Annotated in this window: 23 protein-coding genes and 6 pseudogenes; 16 read left to right on the forward strand and 13 right to left on the reverse strand. The window is 48.6% G+C overall.

Features of this window, described 5'->3' with window-relative positions; genetic code table 11:
- Positions 1-40: 40 nt before the first annotated feature.
- Entirely contained in the window at positions 41-733 is a 693-nt protein-coding gene (locus FLP30_RS13175; protein WP_149280480.1) for a hypothetical protein, read from the reverse strand.
- A 683-nt stretch (positions 734-1,416) separates the two neighbouring features.
- Positions 1,417-1,779: a winged helix-turn-helix transcriptional regulator gene (locus FLP30_RS13180; protein ID WP_149280481.1), complete on the reverse strand. Its 363-nt coding sequence runs from the start codon at positions 1,777-1,779 to the stop codon at positions 1,417-1,419.
- 115 nt (positions 1,780-1,894) lie between these two features.
- On the opposite strand from FLP30_RS13180, the gene FLP30_RS13185 reads away from it, so the two are divergent.
- Positions 1,895-2,761 (forward strand): NAD(P)H-binding protein, encoded by an 867-nt coding sequence (locus FLP30_RS13185; protein WP_149280482.1) that lies wholly within the window; start codon positions 1,895-1,897, stop codon positions 2,759-2,761.
- A 296-nt stretch (positions 2,762-3,057) separates the two neighbouring features.
- Here the strand turns inward: FLP30_RS13185 and FLP30_RS13195 are convergent.
- A pseudogene (locus FLP30_RS13195) lies at positions 3,058-3,531 on the reverse strand (winged helix-turn-helix transcriptional regulator); the annotation flags it as partial.
- A 39-nt stretch (positions 3,532-3,570) separates the two neighbouring features.
- Between FLP30_RS13195 and FLP30_RS13200 the strand changes: the two are divergent.
- Complete coding sequence (locus tag FLP30_RS13200) at positions 3,571-4,497, forward strand: aromatic alcohol reductase (RefSeq protein WP_149280483.1); 927 nt, start codon at positions 3,571-3,573, stop codon at positions 4,495-4,497.
- Positions 4,498-4,571: 74 nt separating this feature from the next.
- Here the strand turns inward: FLP30_RS13200 and FLP30_RS13205 are convergent.
- Positions 4,572-4,975 (reverse strand): annotated as a pseudogene (locus FLP30_RS13205) (Rrf2 family transcriptional regulator).
- A gap of 151 nt (positions 4,976-5,126) precedes the next feature.
- Between FLP30_RS13205 and FLP30_RS13210 the strand changes: the two are divergent.
- Positions 5,127-5,609 carry a DUF2938 family protein gene (locus FLP30_RS13210; protein WP_149280484.1) on the forward strand — a complete coding sequence of 161 codons (483 nt, stop codon included), beginning with the start codon at positions 5,127-5,129 and terminating at the stop codon, positions 5,607-5,609.
- A 4-nt stretch (positions 5,610-5,613) separates the two neighbouring features.
- Here the strand turns inward: FLP30_RS13210 and FLP30_RS13215 are convergent, their stop codons facing one another.
- Positions 5,614-6,543: a helix-turn-helix domain-containing protein gene (locus tag FLP30_RS13215; RefSeq protein WP_149280485.1), complete on the reverse strand. Its 930-nt coding sequence runs from the start codon at positions 6,541-6,543 to the stop codon at positions 5,614-5,616.
- 149 nt (positions 6,544-6,692) lie between these two features.
- Here FLP30_RS13215 and FLP30_RS13220 point away from each other — a divergent pair, with 149 nt between their 5' ends.
- Positions 6,693-7,439, forward strand: a complete 747-nt coding sequence (locus FLP30_RS13220) for an SDR family oxidoreductase (protein WP_048839679.1) — start codon at positions 6,693-6,695, stop codon at positions 7,437-7,439.
- A 40-nt stretch (positions 7,440-7,479) separates the two neighbouring features.
- Here FLP30_RS13220 and FLP30_RS13225 read toward each other — a convergent pair whose 3' ends face one another.
- Positions 7,480-8,391, reverse strand: coding sequence for a LysR family transcriptional regulator (locus FLP30_RS13225; protein WP_075624966.1), 912 nt, complete (start codon positions 8,389-8,391; stop codon positions 7,480-7,482).
- Between the two features lie 100 nt (positions 8,392-8,491).
- Here FLP30_RS13225 and FLP30_RS13230 point away from each other — a divergent pair, with 100 nt between their 5' ends.
- From FLP30_RS13230 to FLP30_RS13240, 3 genes are all read left to right on the forward strand, one after another.
- A complete protein-coding gene (locus tag FLP30_RS13230) occupies positions 8,492-8,836 on the forward strand; it encodes a YciI family protein (RefSeq protein WP_149280486.1) in 345 nt (114 codons plus the stop codon).
- Between the two features lie 54 nt (positions 8,837-8,890).
- Positions 8,891-9,778 (forward strand): MBL fold metallo-hydrolase, encoded by an 888-nt coding sequence (locus FLP30_RS13235; RefSeq protein ID WP_149280533.1) that lies wholly within the window; start codon positions 8,891-8,893, stop codon positions 9,776-9,778.
- 619 nt (positions 9,779-10,397) lie between these two features.
- Entirely contained in the window at positions 10,398-12,005 is a 1,608-nt protein-coding gene (locus FLP30_RS13240; RefSeq protein ID WP_149280487.1) for an ORC-CDC6 family AAA ATPase, read from the forward strand.
- 114 nt (positions 12,006-12,119) lie between these two features.
- Here FLP30_RS13240 and FLP30_RS13245 read toward each other — a convergent pair.
- Positions 12,120-12,419, reverse strand: a pseudogene (locus tag FLP30_RS13245) (IS701 family transposase); the annotation flags it as partial.
- A gap of 13 nt (positions 12,420-12,432) precedes the next feature.
- Positions 12,433-13,187 (reverse strand): IS5 family transposase gene (locus tag FLP30_RS13250; RefSeq protein WP_149280488.1). Its coding sequence is split into 2 segments (ribosomal slippage): positions 12,433-12,857 and positions 12,857-13,187, totalling 756 coding nucleotides; the frame shifts between segments, so codons are not numbered across the junction.
- Positions 13,188-13,617: 430 nt separating this feature from the next.
- Between FLP30_RS13250 and FLP30_RS14415 the strand changes: the two are divergent.
- The 3 genes and pseudogenes from FLP30_RS14415 to FLP30_RS14395 all read left to right on the forward strand — a co-directional run.
- Positions 13,618-13,698: pseudogene (locus tag FLP30_RS14415) on the forward strand (IS5/IS1182 family transposase); the annotation flags it as partial.
- A 431-nt stretch (positions 13,699-14,129) separates the two neighbouring features.
- A complete protein-coding gene (locus FLP30_RS13265) occupies positions 14,130-15,200 on the forward strand; it encodes an AAA family ATPase (protein WP_149280490.1) in 1,071 nt (356 codons plus the stop codon).
- Between the two features lie 20 nt (positions 15,201-15,220).
- Complete coding sequence (locus tag FLP30_RS14395) at positions 15,221-15,916, forward strand: HNH endonuclease (protein WP_149280491.1); 696 nt, start codon at positions 15,221-15,223, stop codon at positions 15,914-15,916.
- A 54-nt stretch (positions 15,917-15,970) separates the two neighbouring features.
- Here the strand turns inward: FLP30_RS14395 and FLP30_RS13275 are convergent.
- Positions 15,971-16,307: pseudogene (locus tag FLP30_RS13275) on the reverse strand (transposase); the annotation flags it as partial.
- A 345-nt stretch (positions 16,308-16,652) separates the two neighbouring features.
- Between FLP30_RS13275 and FLP30_RS13280 the strand changes: the two are divergent.
- The 4 genes from FLP30_RS13280 to FLP30_RS13295 all read left to right on the forward strand — a co-directional run bounded on the left by FLP30_RS13280 (position 16,653) and on the right by FLP30_RS13295 (position 20,670).
- Positions 16,653-17,291 (forward strand): site-specific integrase, encoded by a 639-nt coding sequence (locus FLP30_RS13280; RefSeq protein ID WP_168200139.1) that lies wholly within the window; start codon positions 16,653-16,655, stop codon positions 17,289-17,291.
- A 17-nt stretch (positions 17,292-17,308) separates the two neighbouring features.
- Positions 17,309-17,989: a hypothetical protein gene (locus tag FLP30_RS13285; RefSeq protein WP_149280493.1), complete on the forward strand. Its 681-nt coding sequence runs from the start codon at positions 17,309-17,311 to the stop codon at positions 17,987-17,989.
- A complete protein-coding gene (locus FLP30_RS13290) occupies positions 17,989-18,804 on the forward strand; it encodes a hypothetical protein (RefSeq protein ID WP_149280494.1) in 816 nt (271 codons plus the stop codon). Before FLP30_RS13285 ends, FLP30_RS13290 begins: the two co-directional genes overlap by 1 nt.
- Positions 18,805-19,179: 375 nt before the next feature.
- The gene (locus tag FLP30_RS13295) at positions 19,180-20,670 is read left to right on the forward strand and encodes a TIR domain-containing protein (RefSeq protein ID WP_168200140.1); all 1,491 of its coding nucleotides are present in this window, start codon (positions 19,180-19,182) and stop codon (positions 20,668-20,670) included.
- 278 nt (positions 20,671-20,948) lie between these two features.
- Here FLP30_RS13295 and FLP30_RS13300 read toward each other — a convergent pair whose 3' ends face one another.
- On the reverse strand, positions 20,949-22,340 hold the full coding sequence (locus tag FLP30_RS13300; protein ID WP_149280496.1) for a site-specific integrase: 1,392 nt from the start codon (positions 22,338-22,340) through the stop codon (positions 20,949-20,951).
- A 306-nt stretch (positions 22,341-22,646) separates the two neighbouring features.
- On the opposite strand from FLP30_RS13300, the gene FLP30_RS13305 reads away from it, so the two are divergent.
- Both FLP30_RS13305 and mazF read left to right on the forward strand, forming a co-directional pair.
- Positions 22,647-22,889 carry an AbrB/MazE/SpoVT family DNA-binding domain-containing protein gene (locus FLP30_RS13305; RefSeq protein ID WP_149280497.1) on the forward strand — a complete coding sequence of 81 codons (243 nt, stop codon included), beginning with the start codon at positions 22,647-22,649 and terminating at the stop codon, positions 22,887-22,889.
- Positions 22,886-23,230 carry an endoribonuclease MazF gene (gene mazF, locus FLP30_RS13310; protein ID WP_081477885.1) on the forward strand — a complete coding sequence of 115 codons (345 nt, stop codon included), beginning with the start codon at positions 22,886-22,888 and terminating at the stop codon, positions 23,228-23,230. Before FLP30_RS13305 ends, mazF begins: the two co-directional genes overlap by 4 nt.
- 198 nt (positions 23,231-23,428) lie before the next feature.
- Here mazF and FLP30_RS13315 read toward each other — a convergent pair.
- The 3 genes and pseudogenes from FLP30_RS13315 to FLP30_RS13330 form a co-directional block, all read right to left on the reverse strand.
- A pseudogene (locus FLP30_RS13315) lies at positions 23,429-24,511 on the reverse strand (IS5 family transposase).
- A gap of 259 nt (positions 24,512-24,770) precedes the next feature.
- Complete coding sequence (locus tag FLP30_RS13325) at positions 24,771-25,082, reverse strand: hypothetical protein (RefSeq protein ID WP_149280499.1); 312 nt, start codon at positions 25,080-25,082, stop codon at positions 24,771-24,773.
- A gap of 68 nt (positions 25,083-25,150) precedes the next feature.
- Positions 25,151-25,963 (reverse strand): hypothetical protein, encoded by an 813-nt coding sequence (locus FLP30_RS13330; protein ID WP_149280500.1) that lies wholly within the window; start codon positions 25,961-25,963, stop codon positions 25,151-25,153.
- Positions 25,964-25,977 lie beyond the last annotated feature (14 nt).

Here is a 25,977-nt window from a genome sequence, read left to right on the forward strand (position 1 = left end):
TCCCTGAAAAGCCCCTCATGCTGAATTTCCAAAAGGGCTCTTAGAATCCTACACCTGCGAGATCATAATAAGATTCTATAATGCTAAACTCAGTGTCCTCAACAGTTATATCATTTTTTTTCAAACGAGTAAGCGTTTTGTTTAAGATTTTCCTATTAAAAAGCTCTTCCCGCAATGATAAATCCAAATAAGTGGATAAAACATTTATATAGAAAATTTGGCTTGGCTGCCCGTTGTAAATGGCATTTTTACCAACACTCACCGCTCGCTCTAAGCATACAATGTATTTTATGATGCTTTGTTCTTCAGTTAATCCACTAAACAAAGATCGATGCGCGGCTAAAATCGCCTCTTTTTCCCTTTGAGGAGTAAGTGGTGTTATAATAGGAAGAGTTTCACATCGTTCTATAGATGAAACATGGTTTCTATAGACATTGTTAGCATCCGAAACAAGGTTGTGAATAATCTGCACTAAAGTTGAACGCTCGGCGATAACCGCGGAATCTTTAGATATCCCATTAGAACTTTCAGCGATTATAGATGTTTTTCTGGCCGTATAAATTACTGCCAGAAGTGTAAAAACAGATATAAACGCCTGACTCCAATTAGAAATATCCCCATACCAGAGTGGATAATGATCTCCTCTTACATATTTCCGAATATAATAATAAGAGCCGATCCCTATCGGAAACAATACAGAAAACACAGCTATAAATATTTCAATAAAAATCAACCATCGATATCTTTTATTGTTCTTCAACGCACACCTCGACTCAGATTTGAGAATCTGAAAATGGTTTGCACGTCAAACCATGTTATCGCAATCCCCTAACATTAAAGCCTACTTGGAAATTGGGTATCGGATTCAAATCTATCACGGTGACGGAGCGGTCTGGAGGCTGAATATCCTTCCCAAGGTAATTTTCAAACAGGCTCTTGGAGCCTTTTGGAGAGCATTCCTGCCTAGCATAAGACTACTCATAGCGCTGTTAATCATCGTGTTCCGGTACGGGATGGTGGAGAGTGGAGACGTCCGCCTCCAAGTATCCGCTCTGCGAAGCAGACAGTCCATATCCCCCTGATTAGTCTGTCCGCTCAGTAGTGTCGGAGCAGACAGGCGGCAGTCGCCCTCATCCTCGACATACAAGGCGCGATAAAGATTTCCAAAACCGGACATGTGCGCGTGGCAAGTCCGACATACTCGCGTATGCCGTCACCGTTGTTCCCGTCTGCCAGTAATTTCCGCTCATGTGCCTCACGATGCTGCGCATATTGGTAATTATACTGTAGCAAAATGAACCGACATCTCTGGACAAACACCTGAGCGAGCGCATGGTTAAGTGGTTCAACTTGATGGAATGATGCCCCGCATGCGCCGCTGATTGACGGCGCGCTTCATCACACCTCAACGCCAGTTCAGTCCTGCGCGGCACGACGATCAAATGCGGCGCGGGCCTGTTCAAGGGCGGGACGGTTCTCGAGTGCCCAACTTGCCAGGGCTGCCAGAGGTCCTGTCAGGCTTTGCCCCAATGGGGTCAGACAGTACTCAACCTTCGGCGGGACGGTAGCATAGGCTTTGCGAGCCACCAGTCCATCGCGTTCGAGCCCGCGCAGAGTGATGGTCAGCATCCGGTGCGAGATGCCGGGGATGCGGTGCTTCAACGCATTGAAACGATGGGTGCCTTCTGAGAGATGGCCACAGACCATGACCGTCCACTTGTCGCCAATGCGTGCAATCACCTCTGCCAGGCCGCGACATTCCGCTTCTACATTTTCCATTGCTACTCCTTGGGCCGACAGGAACCTGGGTGTTCCTGACGCATGAATTCATGCGTACTTGTTAGCTTATAGGAACAAATTTATCCTAAAGAACCATAAATAACCATGGAATCTGATGATGAAAATAGGTGTGAGCGGTGCCAGCGGCCAGCTCGGTAGCGCAGTTGTTCAGGCGTTGGCGGAAACGGTTGCGGCCGAAAACTTGGTGGCGATTTCGCGCACCCCCAAGACCGATCGAACCTACGCAGGTCGCTTAGGCGACTACGACCAATCCGAGACATTGGTGGCGGCCTATCAGGGCCTGGATCGCCTGTTGTTGATTCCGGGGGCTGATCTGCGGCCGGGGATTCGTTCGCGCCAGATGTTGGCGGCCGTGGATGCCGCTGCACAGGCCGAGGTCGGTCACGTCTTCCTGTTGTCGGCAACCGGGACGCAGCGTGAGGGGGAGTCCGCCGTTGGGGCGGCGTATTGGCACAGTGAGCAGGCGTTGATCAAGAGCGCGATCCCCGCATGGACGATACTGCGTATGAGCTATTTTTCCGAGACGCTGGTCGAAGAGGTGCGGATGTCTTTGACGGCAGGCGGGCTTGCGATGCTTGAGGACAGCCGCGTCAGTTTCGTTTCGCGCGGCGACGTGGCCAAAGCTGCCGCCGCCGCATTGACCAGCGAGGGCCACGAGGGCGCCATATATCAGCTGACAGGCTCTGAAGCCCTGCGTGGTGAAGCGGTCTGCAGACTGGTCGCGCAGCAGATCCAGCGGCCCTTTGCCTTGAACGTTATGCCCGCCGAGGTGTTGCGAGCCGGGTTGCTCAAAACGGGTCTGCCTGACGTGGTTGCCGATGCCGTGGTATCGATGAAGGCGCGGCAGGCGCGTGGCGCCTACGACATCGTCAGCGGTGACATCGTGCGTTTGACCGGAGGCACGCCATGTTCCCTGGCCGAGATTCTGGCGAGTACCGCCGGAGGACTGGGGCAGTCGTAGCCCCGCACTTGCTGGGTTCTTTGCTGCGCCAGTCGACGAAGGCTCCGCACCACCGGTGCAAGTAGGCTTGGAATTGCGGGTACATGACCACGTTGGAGGCGTAGTTCAGCAGGAGGTCAGGTCCAACTGGATGTCGGCGTTGCCAGGGCACTCGACCAGATGGCTTTCCAGGGCGATGGCGTCCCGGGCGGCTAGCAACTGTGTTTGAGCGGCCTCTCGTCACAATCACCAACGCTATCCTCAAAAGCGGAGTGCCATGGCGCATTAGCTCCGCCGCTCAAACACTGTTGCTGATTCAGACCGTCACGAGGCTCAACGAAAGTGCTATTCCTCTCACTATCGAACCGATCGCGTGCCGTTCTGAATGCTGCAGCGTTGTCAATAATCCACCGCCAAAGAGGCATCATTCCTACGAGCAGCCCCTTTCCCAACGGAGTGAGAGTATAATCCACCCGTGGCGGAACCTCACCATAATCACGGCGAATAATAAGACCGTCGCGTTCTAACTGACGAAGAGAGCGCGTCAACATACGCTGCGTAACCCCATCAAGCCGCCGCGCCAGCTCTGCGTGCCGGAGAGTACCAGCAACACCGAGAATATGGACAATACCGAGTGACCATCTGTTGCCGGCATGCGCAAGCACTTCTCGCTTCAACCCGCCATCATCGTCACTGAGAGCAGCACAGGCTGCCTGCGACTGAGCCATCACGGCATCGAAGTCCAGATTATCGAACGGTATCACTCGTGTACCTTCTTCGTTTTCCCACATCGCGTCTTATTTTAACTTCATAACCATAAGGAATTCCTGATGCCAGCGATGAAGACCCCTGTCATTGAAACCCTTGTCATCGGCGCCGGAGAGCTTGGTCAGACCGTCATCACCGGCCTGCTTGAACAGAACCCGGAATGCACTCGGTCAATCAGCGTTCTTCTCAGACCATCAAGCGGAAGCACCAGAACAGATATTGCGCGACAATTAAAGCAAAAAGGCCTGAAGATCGTTTATGCCGATCTCGCGACGGAAACGGTAGATGGCCTCTCCGTCCTCTTCGCCAAGTTCAATACGGTTATATGTTGTACCGGGTTTGTTGGTGGTTCCGGTACACAGCGTAAAATTACCAGTGCTGTCCTTAAAGCTGGGGTGGACCGTTATGTGCCGTGGCAGTTTGGTGTCGATTACGATGTTGTTGGACGTGGCAGCGGGCAGCCAGTATTTGATGAGCAATCAGACGTAAGGGACCTGCTGCGCGGTCAATCTGCGACCCGATGGATAATCGTTTCGACAGGAATCTTCACCAGCTTTCTGTTTGAGCAAGCTTTCGGTTTGGTGGATCTTCAAGGTGCCAAGGTTCGCGCACTTGGCAGTTGGGATAACCGTCTGACGGTGACCACTTCCGAAGATATAGGACGACTTACAGCGAGCATCCTCGCCCATAAACCGCCGATCCAGAACGAGGTGGTTTACGTTGCCGGGGATACGTTCTCCTACGCTCAACTCGCCGAAAAAATGGAGCACTATTTTGGCCGCCCTGTCATTCGGGAACTGTGGGATATGGATAGGCTACGCGCAGAAGTCGCCGCACACCCTGATGACGGAATACGGAAATATCGTCTTGCGTTCGCACGCGATACTGGCGTGGCATGGGACAAGAAGCAGACTTTCAACGCTTTACAGGGCATTGAAGTAACCGACGTCATGACCTGGCTAAAACACCAGCAAAGTCTTGTAGCTTAAACCACTCACTGTTTGCGACATCTTAATTCCGGGAGGCACAAGGTCAGCATCAATCCTAACCATCAGCCCTTGGTTTACTTGCAGAGCGTGGCCGGAGCATGGTGCGCTGCAAGCCTCTGATGGAAGTCGGCATGAAGTGCTGCAAGTGTAATCTGGCCAAAACGCGCGAGAAGTTGGGCCTTAACATCCGCAAGGACGCCGCTCATTGCGTCGTTAACGGCTTCCTCAACAAGGCATTCAGTCTTTTCACTTCGGTTCCCTATGGCGAATAATCTTGGGCCATCAAGAGCCTCGTAGATATCTCGCAGCGTTACCTGATCCAACTGGCATGAAAGCGTCCACCCCCGCCATGACCTTTCTCGGAGTGCACATATCCATGCTCACGCAGACCACCCATAAGACGTCGCACAACCACGGGATTAGTGTTAAGGGCGCGAGCCAGGGCTTCTGACGTCATGGGACCACCTGCTTCTGCCATATGCAGGAGTACGTGGAGCACACAGGATAATCTGTTATCTTGTCTCATGTAACTTCTTGTGTTGCTAGAGTGCGATTTCGTTAGTATATCATGAAACTCGAAAAGTGACATGAAGGTGTGTGAGAACACTCTTACTTCGAGGACATGCTGTATGAATTTGCTCGAAATTCTGACAGTCGGCGTCGTGGCGACTGCCGCATCCGATATCTGGCAACAAGCCCAGAAACCATTGACTGGAATTCCTGCAGCCAACTGGCCTGTCACGGGCCGCTGGGTCATAGGGTGGCGCGACGGCAGGATCTATGATCCAATGATTGGAAAAAGACCCATCCTGAAAGGAGAGGCAGTTGTCGGCTGGGCATTTCATTATCTGATTGGTGCTATTTATGCTGCACTGTATCTCAGTTTTGTGACTGTCATAGCAGAGACAGTCCCCACATTGTTGAATGGTCTGATCTTCGGACTGATTACGCTTTTAGCGCCATTTCTGTTTATGAAACCTGCTTTGGGCGGCGGTTTTTTCGGACTTAGGGCTCCCAATCCTGAAAAAGGACTATTTCTCAGCATCAGCGCTCATGCCGTTTTCGGAATTGGCTTGTATTTAGGTGAACTGTTCTACCAAAGTCTTTTTTGAACCTTTATTTATTTAATGAGTGCATTTTTCTATAATTACGAGGACTGAGACCGGTTACTCTGCGGAAGACCTGAGCAAAATGACTTGGGCTTTCGTATCCAGTTTCCAAGGCAATCTCGATAATGGAAAGACTGGTCTTGCGAAGCATTTCTGATGCCTTCTGGACGCGGTGCTGCATGAACCAGCCAGACGGGGTTTGTGCTGTGGTTGCACGGAATGAACGACTGAAATGAAAACGGCTCATCCTACACAGCGCAGCGAGGGCATCCAAATCAAATGGTTCAGCCAGATGTGCTTCCATATGCTCAAGAACTCTGCGAAGTTTCCATGTCGGCAAGAGGGTGGATCTTGGCTTTGTCTCACTTTTGGTGTCAGCATACTGTCTTAGTAGATGAACTGTTAGACTTTCCAGAAGACCATTTACAAATAAGGGATTTGCAATGGCGGGAGATTGCATTTCAGCTACCAGACCACTCAAAATGCCTGATATAAAAACGTCCTGTCCTCCCGAGACATCCCGCATTCGAATACGAGAGGAGTTCAGATTTAATGACATGGCGGCTCGGTTAATAAGCTCAAGTCCAAGATAGAGATGCAACACTTCAAAACAAGTGTTTCCCTTGCCCTGCCACCGCATCAGATAGGGTGTGTCCGTCTGCGTGAGGTAAAATGTTCCTGCTCTTGCCTTGCTCTGTTCCCAAGGCCCTATCAGTTCACGCTCTTCAATATTTGCTTCTCCGCGGAGAACCCAAACAAGCAGGGGTTCTGCGACGGCAGGTACAAGAATTTCGTCTTCTTGTACCGGGCGAGTGAATATCTGGACGTCAACATCCTTCCAGACATCCCCTTCACTTTGCGCGACTTTCTTCCCGGGGAGAAGTTGCTCCAGTGTCAAACTGGCAGCACGCCGAGAAGGAAGGCAGGACAAAACCATCTGCTACACTCTCTCATTTCCATGCGCGACTATCTATAGCGCAAAATCGCGATAGTTTCAGCAAGAAGCCATGAGAGATATCTTCTGGCATAATTTACATCTCCTTCGACAATGAAGGCCGATTGAAGGCTCGTCGTGTGGAGAAGATTATGAATATTGCAGGAAAGGTTGCTCTGGTGACCGGAGCATCCAGTGGCATTGGTGCGGCAACAGCGCGCAAACTCGCAACAGAAGGAATCACAGTTGGCCTGGCGGCACGTCGTCATGATCGCCTGGAAACGCTTGTCAGTGAGATTACCAAGGCTGGCGGTCACGCTATTCCTCTGGTGACGGACGTTACTGATCTTGTCTCGTGTCAAGAAGCGGCAAAGAGCTTGATCGCCCAATTTGGAAGGATTGATGTTCTGGTCAACAACGCGGGTCTAATGCCCCTATCCAGCGTTGACAGCCTGAAAGTGGACGAATGGCAGCAGATGGTGGACGTCAATATATCCGGTGCTCTCAATGCAACGGCAGCCGTTCTTCCGCAGATGATCGCACAGCATTCGGGTCATATTTTCAACATGTCCTCGATTGCAGGCCGGAAGGTCTTTACGGGTCTCGCCGTTTATTGTGCCACCAAGGCTGCGGTGACAGCGTTTTCAGACGGCCTAAGAATGGAGATCGGACCAAAGCATAATATCCGCGTTACCTGCATTCAGCCGGGAGCCGTAAAATCAGAGCTTTACGATCACATTACAGATGCTGATTACCGCAAACAGATGGATGACCTTGCAGCGTCCATGACCTTTCTCGAGGGCGAGGACATAGCAGACAGTATCCTTTTTGCTCTGAAATCACCTGCACGTATGGATGTTGCAGAACTGTTTGTTCTTCCGACTGAACAGGGATGGTGAACAGGAACTGATTGCCAACTGAGCTTAGGAGTCAGGCACCCTACCGTCGAAAAGAGGCTTCAGGCTGGAAAGCCTCTTGAAGCTCGGTCACAAAGACCCGCAGCTTTGGTGTCATAACCGGACCTGCGTTATAGAGCAGGTGCACGGGCCTGTCCGGAACTTTCCACCTGGGCATAAGCCGGACAAGCCGTTTGCTTTTAATATCTGGAAGCAGAGCCTGCTCATATCCCAGCAGAATGCCATCGCCACCAAGAGCTGCAGAATGCAGAACACTTGAATCATTACTGATTATCTTCCCGGACACGGTGACAGGTCGCGTAACGCTCCCCTGAGAAAGGTGCCACGTGGTTACAGGGCCGCCGGAGTTTTCATATAGGAGACACTCGTGGCGCATCAGATCTTCGGGCTGCCCTGGAAAACCGTGTTTTTCCAGATAGGTTTGAGCCGCGCAGATGACCCGACGATAGGCCGTCAAAGGACGACTGACCGCTGTAAGGTCCGTCTCCAGTTCACCAATTCGGATCACAGCCTCATGACCATCCATTGTGGGGTGAACCAGTTGGTCTGTCAGGGATAAATGCACTTGAATTTCTGGGTATCTTTTTTGAAAACTGTGAATAAATGATAGAAATACCGTTCGCCCGAAGGTGACTGGGACGCTGACAGATAATGTGCCGCGCGGTGTGCCAAGCGTATTGGCTGCCAGACTGTCAGCTCGTTCAGCAGCCTGCAGAACAAGCCGACATTGCTCGCAATAGAGCCGTCCTGTTTCAGTCAGACTTTGCCGACGTGTCGTTCGATGCAACAGGCGAGCACCAAGGTGATGCTCCAGAGCCTCTATATGCTTGGCGACCATCTGCGGCGACAAAGTCAGATGCTGGGAGGCCGCAGCAAAGGACCCCAACTCCACGACCTTGATAAAAATCTTCATGCTGGTTAACCGGTCAAGCATTCATCATCCTCAGTTGTGACTGATGTCTCGTATCGACAATTTATCCAGCGAAAAAGAGGAATATGCTGAAGGCTTCGAGTGATTGGCAAGTCCAGTTCTGATGGAGACTTTCGAAATGCCTGTTTATCTTGTGCGCATGGACCACCCTGACGGCGAGGGATGGGGACAGCATGTCGCAGCACACGTGTTGTATCTCAGGCACCTTATTCAGGAAGGCAGCCTGCTGGCCTCCGGTCCGTTGAAAGGGACCCCATTGCGCTCCGGCTTTCTGATTATGAAAGGTGCCAATCGGCAGGAGATTGACGTAATGATTGCCGGTGATCCCTTCGCATTAGAAGATTTGATTTACGATCTGCGCATTGAAGAATGGGATCCTCTGTTTGGTTGCCTTTCAGATCATGCGACAGGGGCTCTCCCGCAAGAATTGAAGTCTATTTTTCCTTGATGGCGACAGTTCTGTATTTTTTAAGAAATAAAAACGAGAGGGAGCCTTATGCTTCTGAACGATCTTCAGTGGTATACTGTGGGGGATGCCCGTATTCTAAAAATACAGGATCTGACGCTGGCAGAACTCTCTCCAGAACAGTTGTTTCCAGATTGGGACGAAGCAAAAGCTCTTCAGATTTGCCCCCGACTACCTGAAACGCTGGATAGTTCAGAAACGAAAGTCCTTTTGAGCGTTCATAGCTGGCTTATTGAGGATCGCGGTCGAAAAATTCTCATTGATACGGGAGTTGGAAATAACAAAGCCCGACCTGCGGCCCTGTATTTCGATCACTTGCAGACTGTGTGGCTTGAAAATCTGATGCGCGCTGGTGTCAGTCCAGAAGACATCGATTTTGTTCTTCTTACCCATCTGCATGTTGATCATGTCGGGTGGAATACACGCCTGCAAAATGGGATCTGGGTTCCGACCTTCCCAAATGCCCGATATGTCTTTTCTAGGGCCGAATATGATTTTTTTAGCAATCCGGCTCATGATAGCATCCGCAATAAAACCAGTTTCATGACACGCATTGATAGCGTTGATCCGATTATCTCGGTGGGTCTCGCAGATCAGATTGACGTAGACGGATCCGAAGTTCTTGAAGGAATTTCCTTTCATCCCACACCTGGGCATACGCCACATCATGCATCTGTAGTGCTGAAATCAGGGATGGAGCGTGCGCTCTTCACGGGTGATGTCATGCATCACCCCATTCAGGTGTGTTTTCCGGAGTGGAGTGCTGTCTTTGATGCAGACCCTCAGACAGCCATCATATCACGCAAATGGGCTTTGAATTACGCTGTCGAACACGATGCGGCATTATTCACATCGCATTTTCCGATAACATCGGCTGGAAGAGTGATGACGTCCGACCAGGAAAGGGGTTGGTCTTTCCTCTAGGGCTGGCATTATGTCTGCTGTTCACCTCGTTCTATTCCTTTGCGGACATTCTGCTTTCCCCCCCCTAATCTGCCTGTCCGCTCAGTGATGCAGGAGCAGACAGGCGGCACTCGCCGTATGTCAGACACGTGAGATAGCGGTTTGATTTCCGCATAACGGACACGGGCAGCACAATCTCTCTCGGGCTAGTTGGGCCGATTACTGACAGCCCGGTTTGGAGCAGAAAACGAGATAATCTGCCGTTGGCGAAGGGGACGCACCAGTGGGTGACAACTAAAAATAGACATAGGCCTACGAAGCTGCGTTATTTTCTATCGGCGCGAGGATTGGACAAGATCATCATTAAATTCGAAGGAAAAAGTAACGACGTCAGCATAGAGACCCAGATTTGAACATGCCACTTAAGGCCGTCCAGTTCACCTGAAACGGCACGAGCCAGATCACACTCCAGAATGAGCAAACTGTTTCACAGCTGCAAGATATGAACCAGATTGAAATGAAAATTTTCTAGCAAAGCAGGAATAATCATTTATAAATATATTTTCCGACGCATTGAAAAAAATGTTGATAACAAATAATTTTAATTTTATTATTAAAATATTAAAAAAGGAATGTGTCAGTGACTAACATAGAAAAAATTCAGAAAAATCTGATGAATATTGAAAAAAGAGCTGAAAAAGTAGATGATGCAAAGCTAAAAGAAACATTTGTTAATGCCACACCACTTCTTGATGTTGTGTCAACAAGTCATAATCAGATAATTTTCGGTCGTAGAGGAACTGGGAAAACACATCTTTTGAAGTATATCTCAGATTTGATGAGAGAAAATGGTGACCTAGACGTTTATATAGATTTGAGAACCGTTGGGTCGAATGGATCTATTTATAATGATGAGAATTTGTCTACGTCTGAGAGAGCGACACCGTTATTGCTGGATGTTTTGCAGAACATTCATGATAGTCTTTTAGGCATAATTGTTAGTGATGAAATGTATGATTTGGGAAAGCTCGGCCCATTATTGGATGCATTTGCCGATTCTTGTTCTGCGGTCAAAGTTGTTGGTACCGTCGAGACATACGAAGAAAAAATGAATGATACAAAACAAGAGGACAAATTATCACTTGGGGCAAATGCTGATTTCAAATCATCTTCATTGAAGGGTGGGTTTTCTTCCACGGAAACAATTAATAAATCCGAAAAAAAAACGGAGAAAAAAACTGGAAGTCAACGATACTATGTGAATTTTGGAGATGTACAAAGGACGTTAAAAAACATTATTAATACAATACATGGAAAAAAAATATATGTATTTCTTGATGAGTGGAGTGAGGTGCCTATTATTTTGCAACCATACCTTGCCGATTTGATTAGGCGATGCATTATTCCTTTGAAAAATATCACAGTGAAAATTGCAGCTATAGAGCATCGGTCTAACCTATCAATATCGAAAGGCAATGGAGAATATATTGGTCTCGAATTGGGGGCAGATATTGGAGGGGATGTTAGTCTAGATGACTTTATGGTCTTTGATAATGATTCAAAACGATCTGTGCAATTTTTTTCAGACTTATTATTTAAACACTACAAAGCATCAATAGAAGAAAACGAAAAAATATCCAATTCTGTAGATTTTATACAAGCTCTATTTACTCAAAATAGTGCATTCGAGGAGTTTGTTCGCTCATGTGAAGGCGTGCCACGCGACGCAGTTTACATGATCTCTATGGCTGCCAGAAAAGCGTTTAACAGAACTATCAATATACACGATATTAGAATTGTTGCTAGAGATTGGTATTCTCGAGATAAATCGCAAATACTTAGGACTATGCCGGCACTGAATGATTTATTAACATGGATTATAGAAGAAGTTATTGGAAAACGGCGGTCACGTGCGTTTCTGTTAAAAACAAACGAGCGACATAAATTGATCGATTCCCTCTTTGATGCCCGTTTAATACATATTCTAAAGAAAAATATATCTTCTAATGACACTCCAGGTGTGCGTTATGATGTATATAAACTCGATTACGGCTGTTATGTAGATCTAATTTCAAGTAGTAAAGCACCTCGAGGTTTATTGCTGCAAGGAGACACTCCAGAAAATATAGAAGATGATGGTGAGTTTGAAAGCTTCAATCATCTGGATGTTCCTCCAGACGATTATCGATCAATAAGAAGGGCTATTTTAGATTTATCAAAATTTGATAGCCACGCAGAACAGGCTTAAATACTATTACTATTTTGGCAGAATCTCTTGTGGGGACCGAAGTAGAAGGTTTCCACAGTCTGGATATTGTCCGATAGATGGCCGCAGTATGCGATCAAGAATAGTCTGTCGTTGTTACTGGCAGACTGGGGTGTCGAAGTAGACCAGTGACGCTTGTTTCCGCCCGACCCCCGTGAGGTGCCAAGACTGGAGATAAGACGTAGGCCATCATGGTCATAAGAGCGTGTCGGTACAGGCCTGTCCATGATCGCGCCTCAAGGTAATGGAGGCCCAGTTCCTCCTTGAGTTGCTGATGTGTTATTCGCAGACTCATCCGGCTTTGATCGCAGCGGTCAGTGGCCTAAGGGCTGTGTCAGCAGGCAGGTTGTGCAGATAGCATTTCCGTTCTCCGATGGAACGGTGCTCACCAATAAGCTAGGGCGTGTCGTCAGTTAATTCCGATGATGGCGGAGACGAGTTGCACTGCTGCGAGGAAGGTCGATTTCAGTTTGTCGTAGCGTGTTGCAATGCCCCTGAACTGCTTCAGCTTGGCGAAGAAGCGTTCGATTTCGTTTCTGTTTTTGTAGAGCTGGAAGCTGATTTTCCGTGGATTGCGTCGGTTTTTCCTTGAAGGGATAACCGGTGCGATCTGCCGTTCTTCGAGCTTTTCGATAAGCGGGCCAGCATCATAAGCCTTGTCGGCAATGATGGCTTCGGGGCCGACTTCGTCCAGCAAGGGGTCTGCTTCCGTGATATCCGCTCTCTGCCCGGGCGTCAGGGATAGCATCACAGCCTTTCCTGCGGCATCGACAACAGCGTGGATTTTTGTGGTCAGTCCGCCACGGGACCGTCCGATGGCCTGATCTGCGCCCCTTTTTTACGGGCGCCGGCGCTATGCTGGTGAGCACGGACTATCGTGCTGTCGATCATCATGTATTCGTTGTCGTGGTCAGCCGCCAGATTCCGGAAAATACGCTCGATCACACCGCTTTCGCACCAGCGGCGCAGTCGCCGATGGACGTTCTTCCAGTCTCCAAAACGGGTCGGCAGATCACGCCAGGGAATGCCTGCGCGGTAGCGATACAGAACCGCTTCCACAAACAAACGGTTATCCGTGGCCGTACCGTCAACGTGGCCCTCACGACCCGGGAGAAGGTCTTTTATCCGAGCCCACTGATCATCGCTCAGACCATACCGTCGCATCTCTGTATCTCCCCGAAAAACAGAGAGAAAACATCACAGATCAAACAGGAGTACAAGCCTCATGCCACTCCCCCCTAACTGACGACACGCCCTAGGCTCATTCCCCGGGCATATGCATGGGCCATGCGACCACCGATACGTTGGGCTGGACCACATGCAACGCGTATTTGTATAGTTGCAAAGTAGGCTGCCAGGCAACCTTGGGTCCCAAGATGCCAACTGATCCTGCGCCATGTGGCAGTTTCCAATATCTTATGGGGAGGAACAGAGTGCTGATCCGGTAACGGATGCAGCCGAGATGGTCCTCGAATTCGAGGACTTGCATGCTGACAAAGCGTTCGACAGTACCACCATCATCGCTGAACTCGACAAAAGGGAAGATACGGCTGTCATTTCCCATCCCCCAAGGCGCTCCAGGCTGCAGCCACTAGATCGGGAAATGTATAAATGGCGACATCTGATCGAGAACTTCTTCTGCAAGCTCAAGGAGTTCAAACAGATCGCAATGCGCCAATAAAACCGACCTTCCGTTTCCCCCCCCCCTGAACTGCCTGTCCGCCCAAGGAACGTGAAGCGGACAGGCGGCAGACGCCTCATCTCAGGCATAATTATCAGTATAATGAATTACGAAAAGCAGACGTCGGCAAAAGACAACGAACTTCATGCGTGATCTGCAGGAAGATTCACGCTCTCGTCATCCATCGGATGCATTTCTGCGCCCATGTGGCGTCTGGATTGTGGTCGCATAATTCCGATGTCCTCCGATTATTACGGTAGACAGGAAATCACACAGTACGCATCAAAACTAGCGGATATATAGAACCCATCCATTGTCTGCATGGCAGTCATATGCAGATTGTCGCAGATCAAAGTGTTGCTGACATTAACGACATTGGCTAGAATAAATAAAAAGTCATTAATTGCGGTGTAAATTTTAAAGAAATGATTAATTTTAAGAAGATTTCAGATCTAGATAAATTTAATTATATAATAGGCGATAATGGATCTGGGAAAAGCTTATTTTTAGCGAATAAAGCCACTGAATTATCTTTATGCCGTCCAGTAATAGTAATTTCTTTTGGAACCTTTGATAAATTCACGTATGGGTCTCGTCCCAAAATGACGGCAAATGGCTCCTATACATATCAAGGAAACCGTACCGTTGGTAACGGAATTCATAACGGCACCATGTCTGCAAATGTTGTCATTTTATATACGAAAATCATAAATAAAAAACGCTTAAAAAACATAAATGATTTTTTAGAATCAATTGGATTTGATAAAAGAGTTGGTATTTCTTACAGAGAAACCAAATCAAAAAGTCAATATCGATTTGATATGGTAGATTTAAATGCGAGTTACATAAAAAATAACCATGAAATTCTCAGTGCAAAAGAAAAGCCTTTCGAAGGAGTATTTTATAAAAAAGGACAGCATTTTTTGTTCTCGAGTTTGAGTTCTGGAGAGCAGCTCATTATTTCGACCGCCTTAAAAATCATTGCCAATTCACAAGATGATGCATGTTTCTTCATTGATGAGCCTGAGATTAGTCTACATGTTGAGTGGCAAGTAAAATGGCCAGAAAAATTCCAATCTTTGCTTTCGATAGATTCAAACACCACTGCCTATATTGCGACACACTCACCGGTTATTATATCTAGCGCCCTTAAGTCTGGAGCGAATTGTTTCTATATGAAAGAAGGAGATCTTATCAAAATAGATGAAAATGACTTCAACGTAGAAGGAATTATATTCAACGAATTCAATACGATCACTCCGGATAATAAATATTTATACACTGAGTTAGCCGATGTTATCTCTTCTGCGGTAGAAAAATTGAGCACAGGAGGCGCATCTGCGCCTGAAGAGGTGCGGAAAGATTTTGAGAAATTGAAAGAGAAAATTTCTAATACCTCCAAAACAATGGCGAGCGCTGATGCAGCAAGCAAAACGATCAAGGATTTTGAATTAGCTATTGAAGATTTAATTCGACTTTCTGAAGATTTGATCTAAATTGTGTGGGTTTATTTAAAATGTATGACGATCTCTTAGACGAAATAAAAAATGTTTATAAGGAAAACCAAAAAAAAAGACGTGATGCTATTTCAATTTTCGCCTCGGGATATTTTTCTCGAGCACAGGCGAACGAACAGCGACTGTGGTCAAAATTATATGACGATACGCCTTTGGGGCCAAAAGTTCACAATGGCATCCGGAACTATGTTTTAAAAACTAGCGTACGATGTGCGTATTGCCAAGATCGCATATTCCACAATGCCAACTTTAACATTGACCATGTTCTTCCTAGCGCGATCTTTCCACAATTTACATTTACTCCCCAAAATCTGGTGGCAGCTTGCGTAACATGTAATGCGATAAAAAAAGAGACAAATTTCTATACCGCTACTAGTTGCATGTCCCAATATCCTCTGGCCAACTATTCGTGGGGAAGCTTTCATCCAAAGCTCCATCTATATAATGATCATATCCGAATGATTTTTATACATACCAATCATTTCGCAGTTCGAGCTTTCATGGGTAAGTCACCCGAAGGAGTAAACTTATGTAAAAACTTTCTTAAGGAAGTTACAGAGTTTACTACTAAATCGCCTGCAAACCCTAGTATAGCACATGCGGTAGATTCATTGCAAAATTTCATTTCATCATATGCAATACAACCAGGCACTAATTTACAGAACATCCTCAACCAACTCATTAAGTACGTTTAAATATTTATTGAATTTTTATGAAAATTTATCTTGCCTAATCCGCTGTTTGAAAAATCACGGGTGAGCGTTTCCGCGCATGAGATTGGCCCCATGGCAACGAGAATCATGGCCCTTGAAGCGTCGATGCGACGCTCGTAATCCCGGACCAGACGCCGGCAGCTTGTCATCCAGCCGAAGGTTCGCTCCACGACCCACTGGCACCTCAACGTCTCTCACGCCCTCGCGGCCGCGGATGATCTCAAGGACGAAGTAGAGATAGGGTGCCGTCGGCGCACAGATGCTACCCATGGCCAACACCGGCGGATGGCATCCAGAATTATCTTTGCTCCGGCACTGTCTGAGATGTCGGCTGGATCAGGTTCATCATAAGGAGGAGCGATTCTGTATCTACAACATCTACAACATCTATAACGTCTGTTATCCTGTAATCGTTCCTAGATAGCAGACGTTCGGTTCCCCCCCCCAGTTTGGCCGCTTGAGTCGCACTAACTAAGACAAAATACTGGTGCCAAAAATTAGCAGCTCGTGAGTCGCGCCAATTAGGGAAACCGACATACGCGCTTATCGTTCAGACTGGCAGCATTTTCTGAGCTGGTGTGAACACACAGGCTTTCAGGCCCTGCCTGCCACCCCGGCCACAATCCAGAGGCGTCTGGCCGCCATCGCCAAGGCGCATCGCTTTGGGGCTCATCCCTGGGACAGCGGGCATCGCGATCTTCAAGGTCCCCTGCGGGGTGTGCTCAGACGGCAGAAGCGTCCGCGTAAAAAAGCCGGGGCTCTGCGCCTTGCCCATATCCAGCGTCTGGTGGCCACCTGTGGTGGGGATCCCTGCGGGGTCAGGGACAGAGCGTTATTACTCATCGGCTTTGCAGCCGCGCTGCGCCGGTCAGAACTGGTTGCCTTGCGCATGACCGATCTGGCTGAAACCGATGATGGTCTCGCCCTGACGGTGGCCAGCAGTAAAACCGATCAGATCGGGGAGGGGGTGACGATTGGCCTGCCCCGTGGGGCCCATGCGGCCACCTGCCCGGTGTATGCGTTGCGGGCCTGGCGGGCGTTGGTACGCCAGGCAACTGGCCCGGTCTTTCGTAAGGTCGAGGCGCGGGGTCAGATCGGGGATCGGGCGCTCCATCCCGATGCCGTGCGCCAGATCCTTCACAGGCGAGCCGTGCAGGCCGGGTTCAGTGACGAGGACATGCAGACCCTCAGTCCCCATGGGTTGCGGGCTGGCTTTATCACGGAAGCCTATTATGCGGATGTACCCGAAGCCGACATCCGTGAGCATGTCCGCCATCGTGACCCCCGTACGACACAGGGGTATATCCGCACAGAACGCCGTCTACGGCACAGCCCGGCTGGAAAGCTCGGCCTGTGAGCCAGGAGGAGCGTGTTTTGTCCCTCCCCTGGGACCATCTGCCAGCCCCTGGAAAGCGTACCCGCCCGCCAGAATCCCCACGCCGGAAAGCCCCGCAAGGGCGTCGGGTCTGGGACAGGACATCTGTTCCCGATGATCCTGATGGCTGGATCAGCCACCAGCTGAGCGTGCAGGGGCCAGTCCAGAGCCTACGCTCTTTTGAAGAGGCTGCCCGCGGGCCGGGTCTGATCCCCTGGGTATTTGACAGGCAGCGGCAGGAAGAAGACCTCTTTGCTCTGCTGGCGCGTGTTCCCGTGGCGCAGCGTGGGCTCTCGGTGCGGGAATGTCATGCACTGGCGCGTCAGCTTGCGCAGAGTGCCGCCCGTGCCAGGGCGCATGACATGGCCCGCCGGGCAGAGGGCATGTCCTGCCCGCTTGATCTCAACCGCCTGTTGCCCGTTCCGCATGATCTGCTGGAAGCGGGAGAGACAGACCCCAAAGCCCTTGCCTGGCTGCGTCAGCACTGGGGGGTCGCCTCATCCCTGCGGCGTGTTGTCAGGCGGAACAGGCCGGCACACCATCCTGCTGTACCCAAAGGGCAGGGGATGGCAGACTGGAGTTTTTACAGCCTGGGCGGCTCTCCTGATGCAGCGATCATCCAGTGCCAACAGAGGTGGGGTGATCTCACGTTTACTCTCACCGTTGCGCCGGTAGTCTGATGGAGGAGCCCGGCTCAACCCTGCTGGCACTGGAGGAGGGTGAGGGCTGGAGTTTTGCCGAGGGGAGAAGTGACCAGCTCCTGACCCGTTTCGAGGCCCTTGTTGCTGACCCAAGCCGCACGGTTCTGGAAAAGGGAACCTGGCTGGTTGCTCTGACCCGTCTTGTCCTGCGCTGGTCACAGGATCTCATAGCCTCTCTCGACCATGCAGAGATCGAGCGCGCAACGCCGCCTGACCGACCCTCACCAAGGGCTTTGGGTCAGTCCCGTGCAGAGGACCGGGCTCTGGCCGCCTGGCTCAACGCGCGCCCTATACTGGGACGGGATGTGTTTGTTGCCAGCACGCCGTCTGCACAGCCTCATGCGGAGACGAGCCTTGCAGCGTTTCTGGTGGCAAGCCTGGTTGCTTTTGAAGGCCGGGCCGGGTCTGCTGCAGAACTGCCTGTCTGGCGGATAATGCCGCTTGATTTTCCGGACCTGGCACTCGCCCGTGAGCAGGTGCTGCGTCTGCTGGAAAAGGCGGCCCGAGTGCCCCTGGCATCAGTCACGGAAACTCTGGAGAGGTTGCCTGAGAGTAAAAACCGGCACTCCGGACATTTGCACAGACGGGCAACACTTGCAGGATCATTCCTCGCCAGTCTGGAGTTGGCCAAACAGGGCGAGGCCGCGCTGACGCAGGATGGGCTCTTTGCAGAGGTGTTTATCGAACGGGTGAACACTTCTGAACTGCGGGACTCGAACCCGCTCCTACCTGAGGACTCAGGCTTGCAACACCTTGAAAAGACAGCGGATAATGACACGCGGTCTTCTGGTTGAATTTTCTGCCTTCAATTCTGGTCAAACACTCTGGGGGCGTCAAGCCAAAAGAGAGAAGGGGTTATGTATAGCGTGAAGCTGGCTCGTTCAAAAAAGAGGATAGCGAGCCGTGCAAACCAGCGGATACGTTGTGTCGCGATGGTTTGCAAACTGGTCAGGGGGAGAGCCTTGTTCTCTCCTGTGAACCCCCTCTAGATGTCAAAGATGAGGGAGAGGGCGGAATGTCTGATGTGACGAAGTGGGAATATAAAAATTGATCTTTGTCCCAGGATTTAGTATCAATGATAGTAGATTGAATTTCATTTCTGTTTGGAATTCAAAGCTTTCTGTAATTATTATAACCTTTATTTGAAAAATTTAATGAAAGTCGGGTTTATGGCATATCTTGAAGAAGTATTTCGTCTATCGGGCGTACCGACGATCACATTTGTTGAGCCAGAGCGGTATGCTGAAATAAAAGTTTCAATGCGTACCGCTGGACGTTGTATGGTTTTAGAAGGACCATCTGGAATTGGGAAAACTACTACTGTTACTCGCGTTCTCGCTGAATTAAAAATCGTCGATTCTGTTACATCTTTGAGTGCTCGTCGAGCTGCCGACATTGAGGTAATTGATGCCCTACCCGAGATGCATGACATTGGCACAGTAATAGTGGATGACTTCCACCGGTTAGGGGATGCCACAAAGCAAAAACTCAGCGACTTCATGAAAGTACTTGCTGAAACTGAGAATACTCAATCAAAGTTGATTCTAATTGGCATCAATAAGGCAGGGCAGCAACTGGTCAAATTCGCCCACGATCTCGGCCTTCGGATTGATATTTTTCGGCTGGAAACAACTCCAAATGATATATTAAAAAAGGTTATAGAGAAAGGAGAAGCTGCCCTCAAAGTAAAAATACCCACACTGGATGACTTGGTGCGTATATCACAAGGAAGTTTTCAGATAGTCCAACTCTTATGTTATAAGATGTGTATTCTGAATGGTATCACTGAGACACAGGGCGGACTTACAGAAATCAAAACATCACTTAACGCCGCTCTGGAAGATGTGATGATTGATCTCTCGCGGCAATTTAAAGATGCTGCCATAACATTTGCACGAGGTTCTCGGTTGCGAAAAGAGGGACGTGCACCTTATCTTCATATCTTGCGCTGGCTCTCTGAAAGCAACGAGTGGTCGCTTGATTTGCAGGAAATGATGACAAAGCATCCTGAAATGAAGAGCAGTATCAGTCAGGTTATAGAAAAGGGTTGGTTACAAGCCTTACTGAATGATCCGGAAAAGATTGATATTTTATCGCCATATTTCTATTTTGAACCCTCGACAGGCATTCTAAGTGTGGAAGACCCAAAACTAATATTTTATCTAAAAAACGTTATTTGGAGAGTATTCACTGAGCAAGTCGGATATAAAGGTAATTATTTCTACAATAAATATGACTTTGCTTTCTCTTTTGCTGGGGCTGATCGCGATCTTGCAGAGAAGCTCTACGAAAGCCTAACCGCGCGAGAAGTTTCGGTATTCTATGATGAGAGTGAACAGCACCGCATCATAGCACAGAACGTGGAAGATTATCTGGCACCGATCTATAGGAGTGAAGCGAAATACGTAGTAGTAATTCAATCTCCTGATTACCCGACACGCATTTGGACAAAATTTGAAAGTGATCAGTTCCGCGAGCGATTTGGTCGCAACGAAGTAATTCCTATCAGGTTTAAAACCATTAAACCTGGTTTTTTCACTGAGGATGCGAATTACGGCGGGGTATTATTTGACCCTTCTGGGAATGTTGATTCACAACTCGTCTATATCAGTGACGTGCTTTGTAAGCGTTTGATCGAAGATCGGCAGGTAGGTGCTTAAATAGAGAAAGAATAGGCCGCTTTTAACGCCAAGAACTACTTTCTCCGCTGATTGTTTCCGACTTGCCAGTTCCTGACTGGCTAAGTTAAATCTAAAATCGGGTTCCTAATATATGTCTGTCCTTGGGAAAGCGTGAATGACGCTTGAACGACCGGTTTGAAGGTGTAAGCAATCATTAAATGAAACCTTATTTTTCTGTGTTTTAGGGGGTCAACGGGGGAGGAATTCCCCCTTGCCAGATGCTCAATGGGTAGCCATTGAGCACTGCTGGCTCCTTTTTAAAACGTTTCCTTTTTGAAGGCTGTTTCTGGGTAACTTATGGCTTCTACTGTCTGCCTGAGATTGGCTATTGAAATGCCGGTCAGATAGGTGGTGGTGCCCTGACTTCTATGACTCGCCTCGTGACCAAGGAGCCGGTCTATCCAGATTTCCCGGATGTCAGTTGTGGCGTTTCTCAGTTGTGTGGAAACCGTATGACGGAAGGAATGGAATGTGATTTCTGCTGGCAGGCCAAGGCGGGTCTTGAGTTGAGAGAAAGCCCTGCTCAATGTGGCCCCTCGGTTTTTCTGTTTTGACCCATCAAGGCCGGGTATGAGGTAATCGCTTTCGGTGTTGTCCTTGAGGGCCACCACACCGGCCTCAATCAGCTTGGAGTGTAGGGGTATCACACGGGTGCCAGCCTCAGTCTTTGGCGACCAACCGTCTTCAGTATGAGGTCTGACCAGAAAGCAGGGGACACCCTCAATGGTTTGCAGGTCTTCTTTCCGTAAGATGCAGATTTCCCCCAGTCTCATGCCGGTATAGGCAGCGATAAGGGTCACGAGCCGGAATGTGGGTTCAGGCACCAAGGCGCTATGCCATGAAGCAGAGGCCAGTAGTGCCAGTTCCTTTGGTGTCCAGCTTCGTCGCACGGTCTTGGGGGAACTTTCAAAGTGCCAGCCAGCCCACGAGTTCTTCGCCACCAGTTCTCTTTGCAGCATTTGGTTCCATAAGGCGGACAGGCGGAGCATGTGGTTCTTAACGCTTTTATTGCTCAGGGTCGGGAGACCATCAGACTTGGCCCTCTGTGCCTCCTGTTGCAGCGTCAGACTGCTTTTGCCCTTGCCTAGTGTTGCTGGCAGGGCAAGAAGCAGGTCACGGAAAGCCCCGGCCTGACTGCCGCCTATGTCACTGACAGGCGTATCCCCAAAAGCCCGGATATAAAGGGCAACCGTTCTTTTGCTTGCTTCTTTGGTGTCTGTGCTGGCTTTGGGATTGCTCAAGACAAACTGCTCCAGGGCATCGGACAGCATAAGAATTGGTGGTGTCTTCTTGGCGCTACGAGGCTTCCTGAAGACTTTACGGGTCAGCTTTTCCCTCGGTTTGAGGTTCTTTCGTTTGGGGGTAGAGGTTGCCTCCTCTTCCTGAGCCAAAACCTCAGGCTCCAGCGTCACCGGGCTTTGGAAGGTAAGGAGGGAGGACAGTTCCTTGCCTGAGAACCGGCCCTGCATGGTTCTGGCTTTATGGAAGACTTCACCTGTGCGGGCATAAAGAGCCGCTGCTCTCTGGCGGGCCAGAAACTTGCTTTCGGTTTGCAGGGAGAGGGAGATTTCTGTTTTGCCAAGGCAGGCTTGCAGCACTACGGGGACGGCACGGCGGAAGTGGTAGTGAGAGCCGATAAGACGCAGCATGTGAGTTCCCAGACTGGGAAGACAACCGGGAAAGTCCCGTTCACCCATCAAAATCCGGTTTTATGGCGTCTTTTCAAGGCTGTAGCGTAAAAGTCTGAGGGACTCGAACCCGCTCGCTTTGGTCGCAACCAGAAAGGCAAACCACTGAAATAGAACGATAATTTCAGATGAAATCATCCTTCGCATGGTGACTGCGGGTTCACTCTGCGGGCAAACCCGTGGGGCAGTCAAGAGAGGGATTTGTCTGGGCTCTGGTGGGAATATGATGTATATACGACGTATAAACTTTAAGTAAGGAATGTCATCATGCAAGGCGTTGTCAGGAAATGGGGAAACAGTGCAGCCATTCGTCTTCCCGCTGGTGTGCTTGAAGCCGTCAGTCTGAAGATCGATCAGGCCGTCGATGTGCGGGAAGAAGATGGACGGATTATCATTGAGCCAGTCAAAGCAGTTCCTCTCAAACTGGAAGAATTAGTGTCAGGTATTACGGCCGAGAACCGCCATGATGAAATGGACTTTGGTCCGTTTGTGGGTGGTGAAAGCTGGTGAGTGCCAAAGTAAAGACTGCTTGGGTTCCTGATTGCGGGGACATCGTTTGGCTGGAATTTGATCCGCAGGCGGGCAGGGAGCAGGCAGGACACCGGCCTGCTGTTGTGTTGAGCCCCGCCAGTTATAACGCTAAAGCTGGAATGATGCTGTGCTGTCCGACAACGACCAAAATCAAAGGCTACCCCTTTGAAGTGGCTCTGACTGGAAAAACTGCCAGTGTGGTTTTGTCAGATCAGCTCAGAAGTCTGGATTGGCGCGTGAGAAAGGCAAAGCTCAAAGGCAAAGTTTTACCAGAAGAGCTTGAGGCCATCCGGCAGCGTATCAGATTGCTGCTTGGGTGATAAAAATAAGTTTCCTGAAATATTTTGATAATAGAGAATAATAAGAAACCGTCTGTTTTGATAGGTGGAGGGATCGAAGAACTATTGGTTGATGTACCTTGGTTTTGATTTTGGGCTTTTGGCGTTCTGATTGACGCTATCTGGGGTAGCATTCGATCTGCGTTTTGAGCAGATCGAGTGTTGTCCCCTGCTGAATGACTACGCGCTCGCGTTCAATCTTTCGAGGAAGAGGAAGCGGCGCATGTTGTAGACGATATTGGCCAGGCCGCTCCTCATGGTGGCTCGGGTGATACCGACAGTCCGGACAAACAGCCCCGTCTGTGACTTCTGATCGGCAAAGACATGCTCGACACGCGAGCGGATGACCGACTTTCCAGCATTTGATTTCTGGATATGCCGGGGCATAGGCTTGAGATGCGGCTTTTTGCGATGAACCTTGGAAACAAATCCCTGCTTTTCCATGAAGTCTTCATTGGCTTTTGAGCGATAGGCCGTGTCAGCCCAGACACTTGAGGCCGTATTGGTTTTATCCAGCAGCCCCTCTCTCAATCTCGCGCCATCACTGGCGGCGGCATGCGTTGTTTTCCATTTCCGGATGAACCGGTATTTCCGATCGATGGAAACATGCGATTTATAGCCAAAGAACGGGATGGCGAGATCACTGGATGGCATGGTTCCATCATCCTGCCGCTTCGCTTTGGTGAACTTTAGCGTCCAGCGCGCATGACGATCTTTGTGCGACAGCTTTGACGGCTTGTCCTGCCAGTCTTCAGGAATACGTCCTTCCCGAAGATCGGCTTTCTCTGCGTTGGTGTTCCGCTACTTTGGAGCCGCTACCAGTGTGGCATCCAGGATCTGGCCTGACATCGGCAAATACCCGGCGTTGCGCAGGGTCGCATCAAAGCGGTTGAACAGCCCATCGATCGCACCCGCCTGGGTCAGACGCTCGCGAAACAGCCAGACCGTTTTGGCATCCGGCACCCGATCTGAAAGTCCCAGCCCAAGGAAACGCATAAAGGAGAGGCGATCGTTGATCAGATATTCCGTCCGCTCATCAGACAAATTGTTGAGCGTTTGGATCACCAGAATTTTGAACATCAGCACCGGATCAAATGGCGGTCGTCCGCCTTTGCTTCCGTCAGAATACGCCAGAGCCTTCTCCAGGTCAGGGCGGAAGACTTCAAAATCCACAGTCCGGGAAAACGCTTCGAGCTGATCACCGAGCCCGCTCAGCCGAGCAAGCCGCTCTTCAACGTCAAAAAATCCCGCCTGCTTCATGATCCATACTCCAATCAACGCAAGGAAAATGGAATCACAGAGCAGACCTCAATACCAGAGGGTTTTTCGAACCCTCCACCTCCGTAAAGTCTGTTGGGCAGTGTGTGCGTTGGTAACTACCACATCCAAGCAGCGCCTCACGCCGACAGAAAGTTTTATGCGTCCAGACCAGCTTGAAAAGCTGTGACATCAGATCACAATTCTTATTGGGGCATAATGATAAGAAAAGTGGTTTAAAAAAACTCTTAGTTTACAATTTATTTTATTCATAGCTCCTTCTTTTTTCTTCATCTTCAATAAATTTTATAATATCAGAATCTATTTCTAAGAATTTTTCATCAAACTCCCAACCTAAAATATTGCATGAAAACTTATTAATTTCTATTATAGATTTTTTTATTTCATTCTTATAATCATTTTTCCAAAATAAATTCTTTTTATAAAAACTATTTGGGTAATCTGCATTTGTCAAACGGGATATTTCTAATCTTGCTTTATCCAGGTCGTTACTTGAGATGTGACTTATTTTTTTATACATTGATAGTGATACAATTTTTAGTTCGAATTCTGACATTATCACCTCACAGGTTTAGGATACAAAAATCGGAATCTATTGTATTTATATAATTATAAAAAATTCTATTAATTATCAAACCGAATTTTCGGTCCAATTGGTCCTGAACGAGACCATCCGGAAGGTAGATCTGAATATGTTGGAGTATGACGTTCTGAAAGAGCGCAGATTAAGAAAAGATACTGAGGCGCTCCAAATTGAAAAATTGAAAAAAAACCTCCTTTGGTAGAAAAATACCTATAAAAAAATTGGTTAGATATATTATGACCTGTCTCAACAATTATAGGAATTCCAACCATTTTTTCGATGATATTCCAAAAATTCTGTTCGTTAACGTATTCACTGGGAATTTTATATGAAATTACTTCACCACTGAATATTTCTAGATTGTGTTTAAAATAACCTGTTTGAGCAAACCAGACACATAATTCATTCAACAACCGGGTTACCTCTGGACCACAAGTAAAAACGGTCCAATCTAACATTCCTAATTTGATAACTGTATTCTGGCTACCAAGGCGGTGGCGCAGAATTTTTTTACTTTGTATTTTAGATAGCTGTTGAAATTCCTCAAGAAGCTTTGGATTGTTATTTTTAATAGCTTTATAGCGAATTAAAAAATCATCTTCTTTTTCTTCCATATTCCAATCCATAAGGGACAATATAAAACCTATAGATTGTTCATCATTTTTTTTTGATGAATTGCACGAAAAACAGCAAGGATATATATACCCCTCGGGGTACTTCCTATTATGAAAAATATTACGTGGTGGGAAATGATCTACCGTTGTTGCCACTTCACCACAATAACAGCAGTACTTATTTTCTGGTAAAGCAAGAAATTTTTTCTTACTTATCTGTTTTTGTTTTCTTTCTCCCATATTTATTTCCTTTC

This window comes from Acetobacter vaccinii (genome assembly GCF_008365315.1).
GTDB lineage: Bacteria > Pseudomonadota > Alphaproteobacteria > Acetobacterales > Acetobacteraceae > Acetobacter > Acetobacter vaccinii.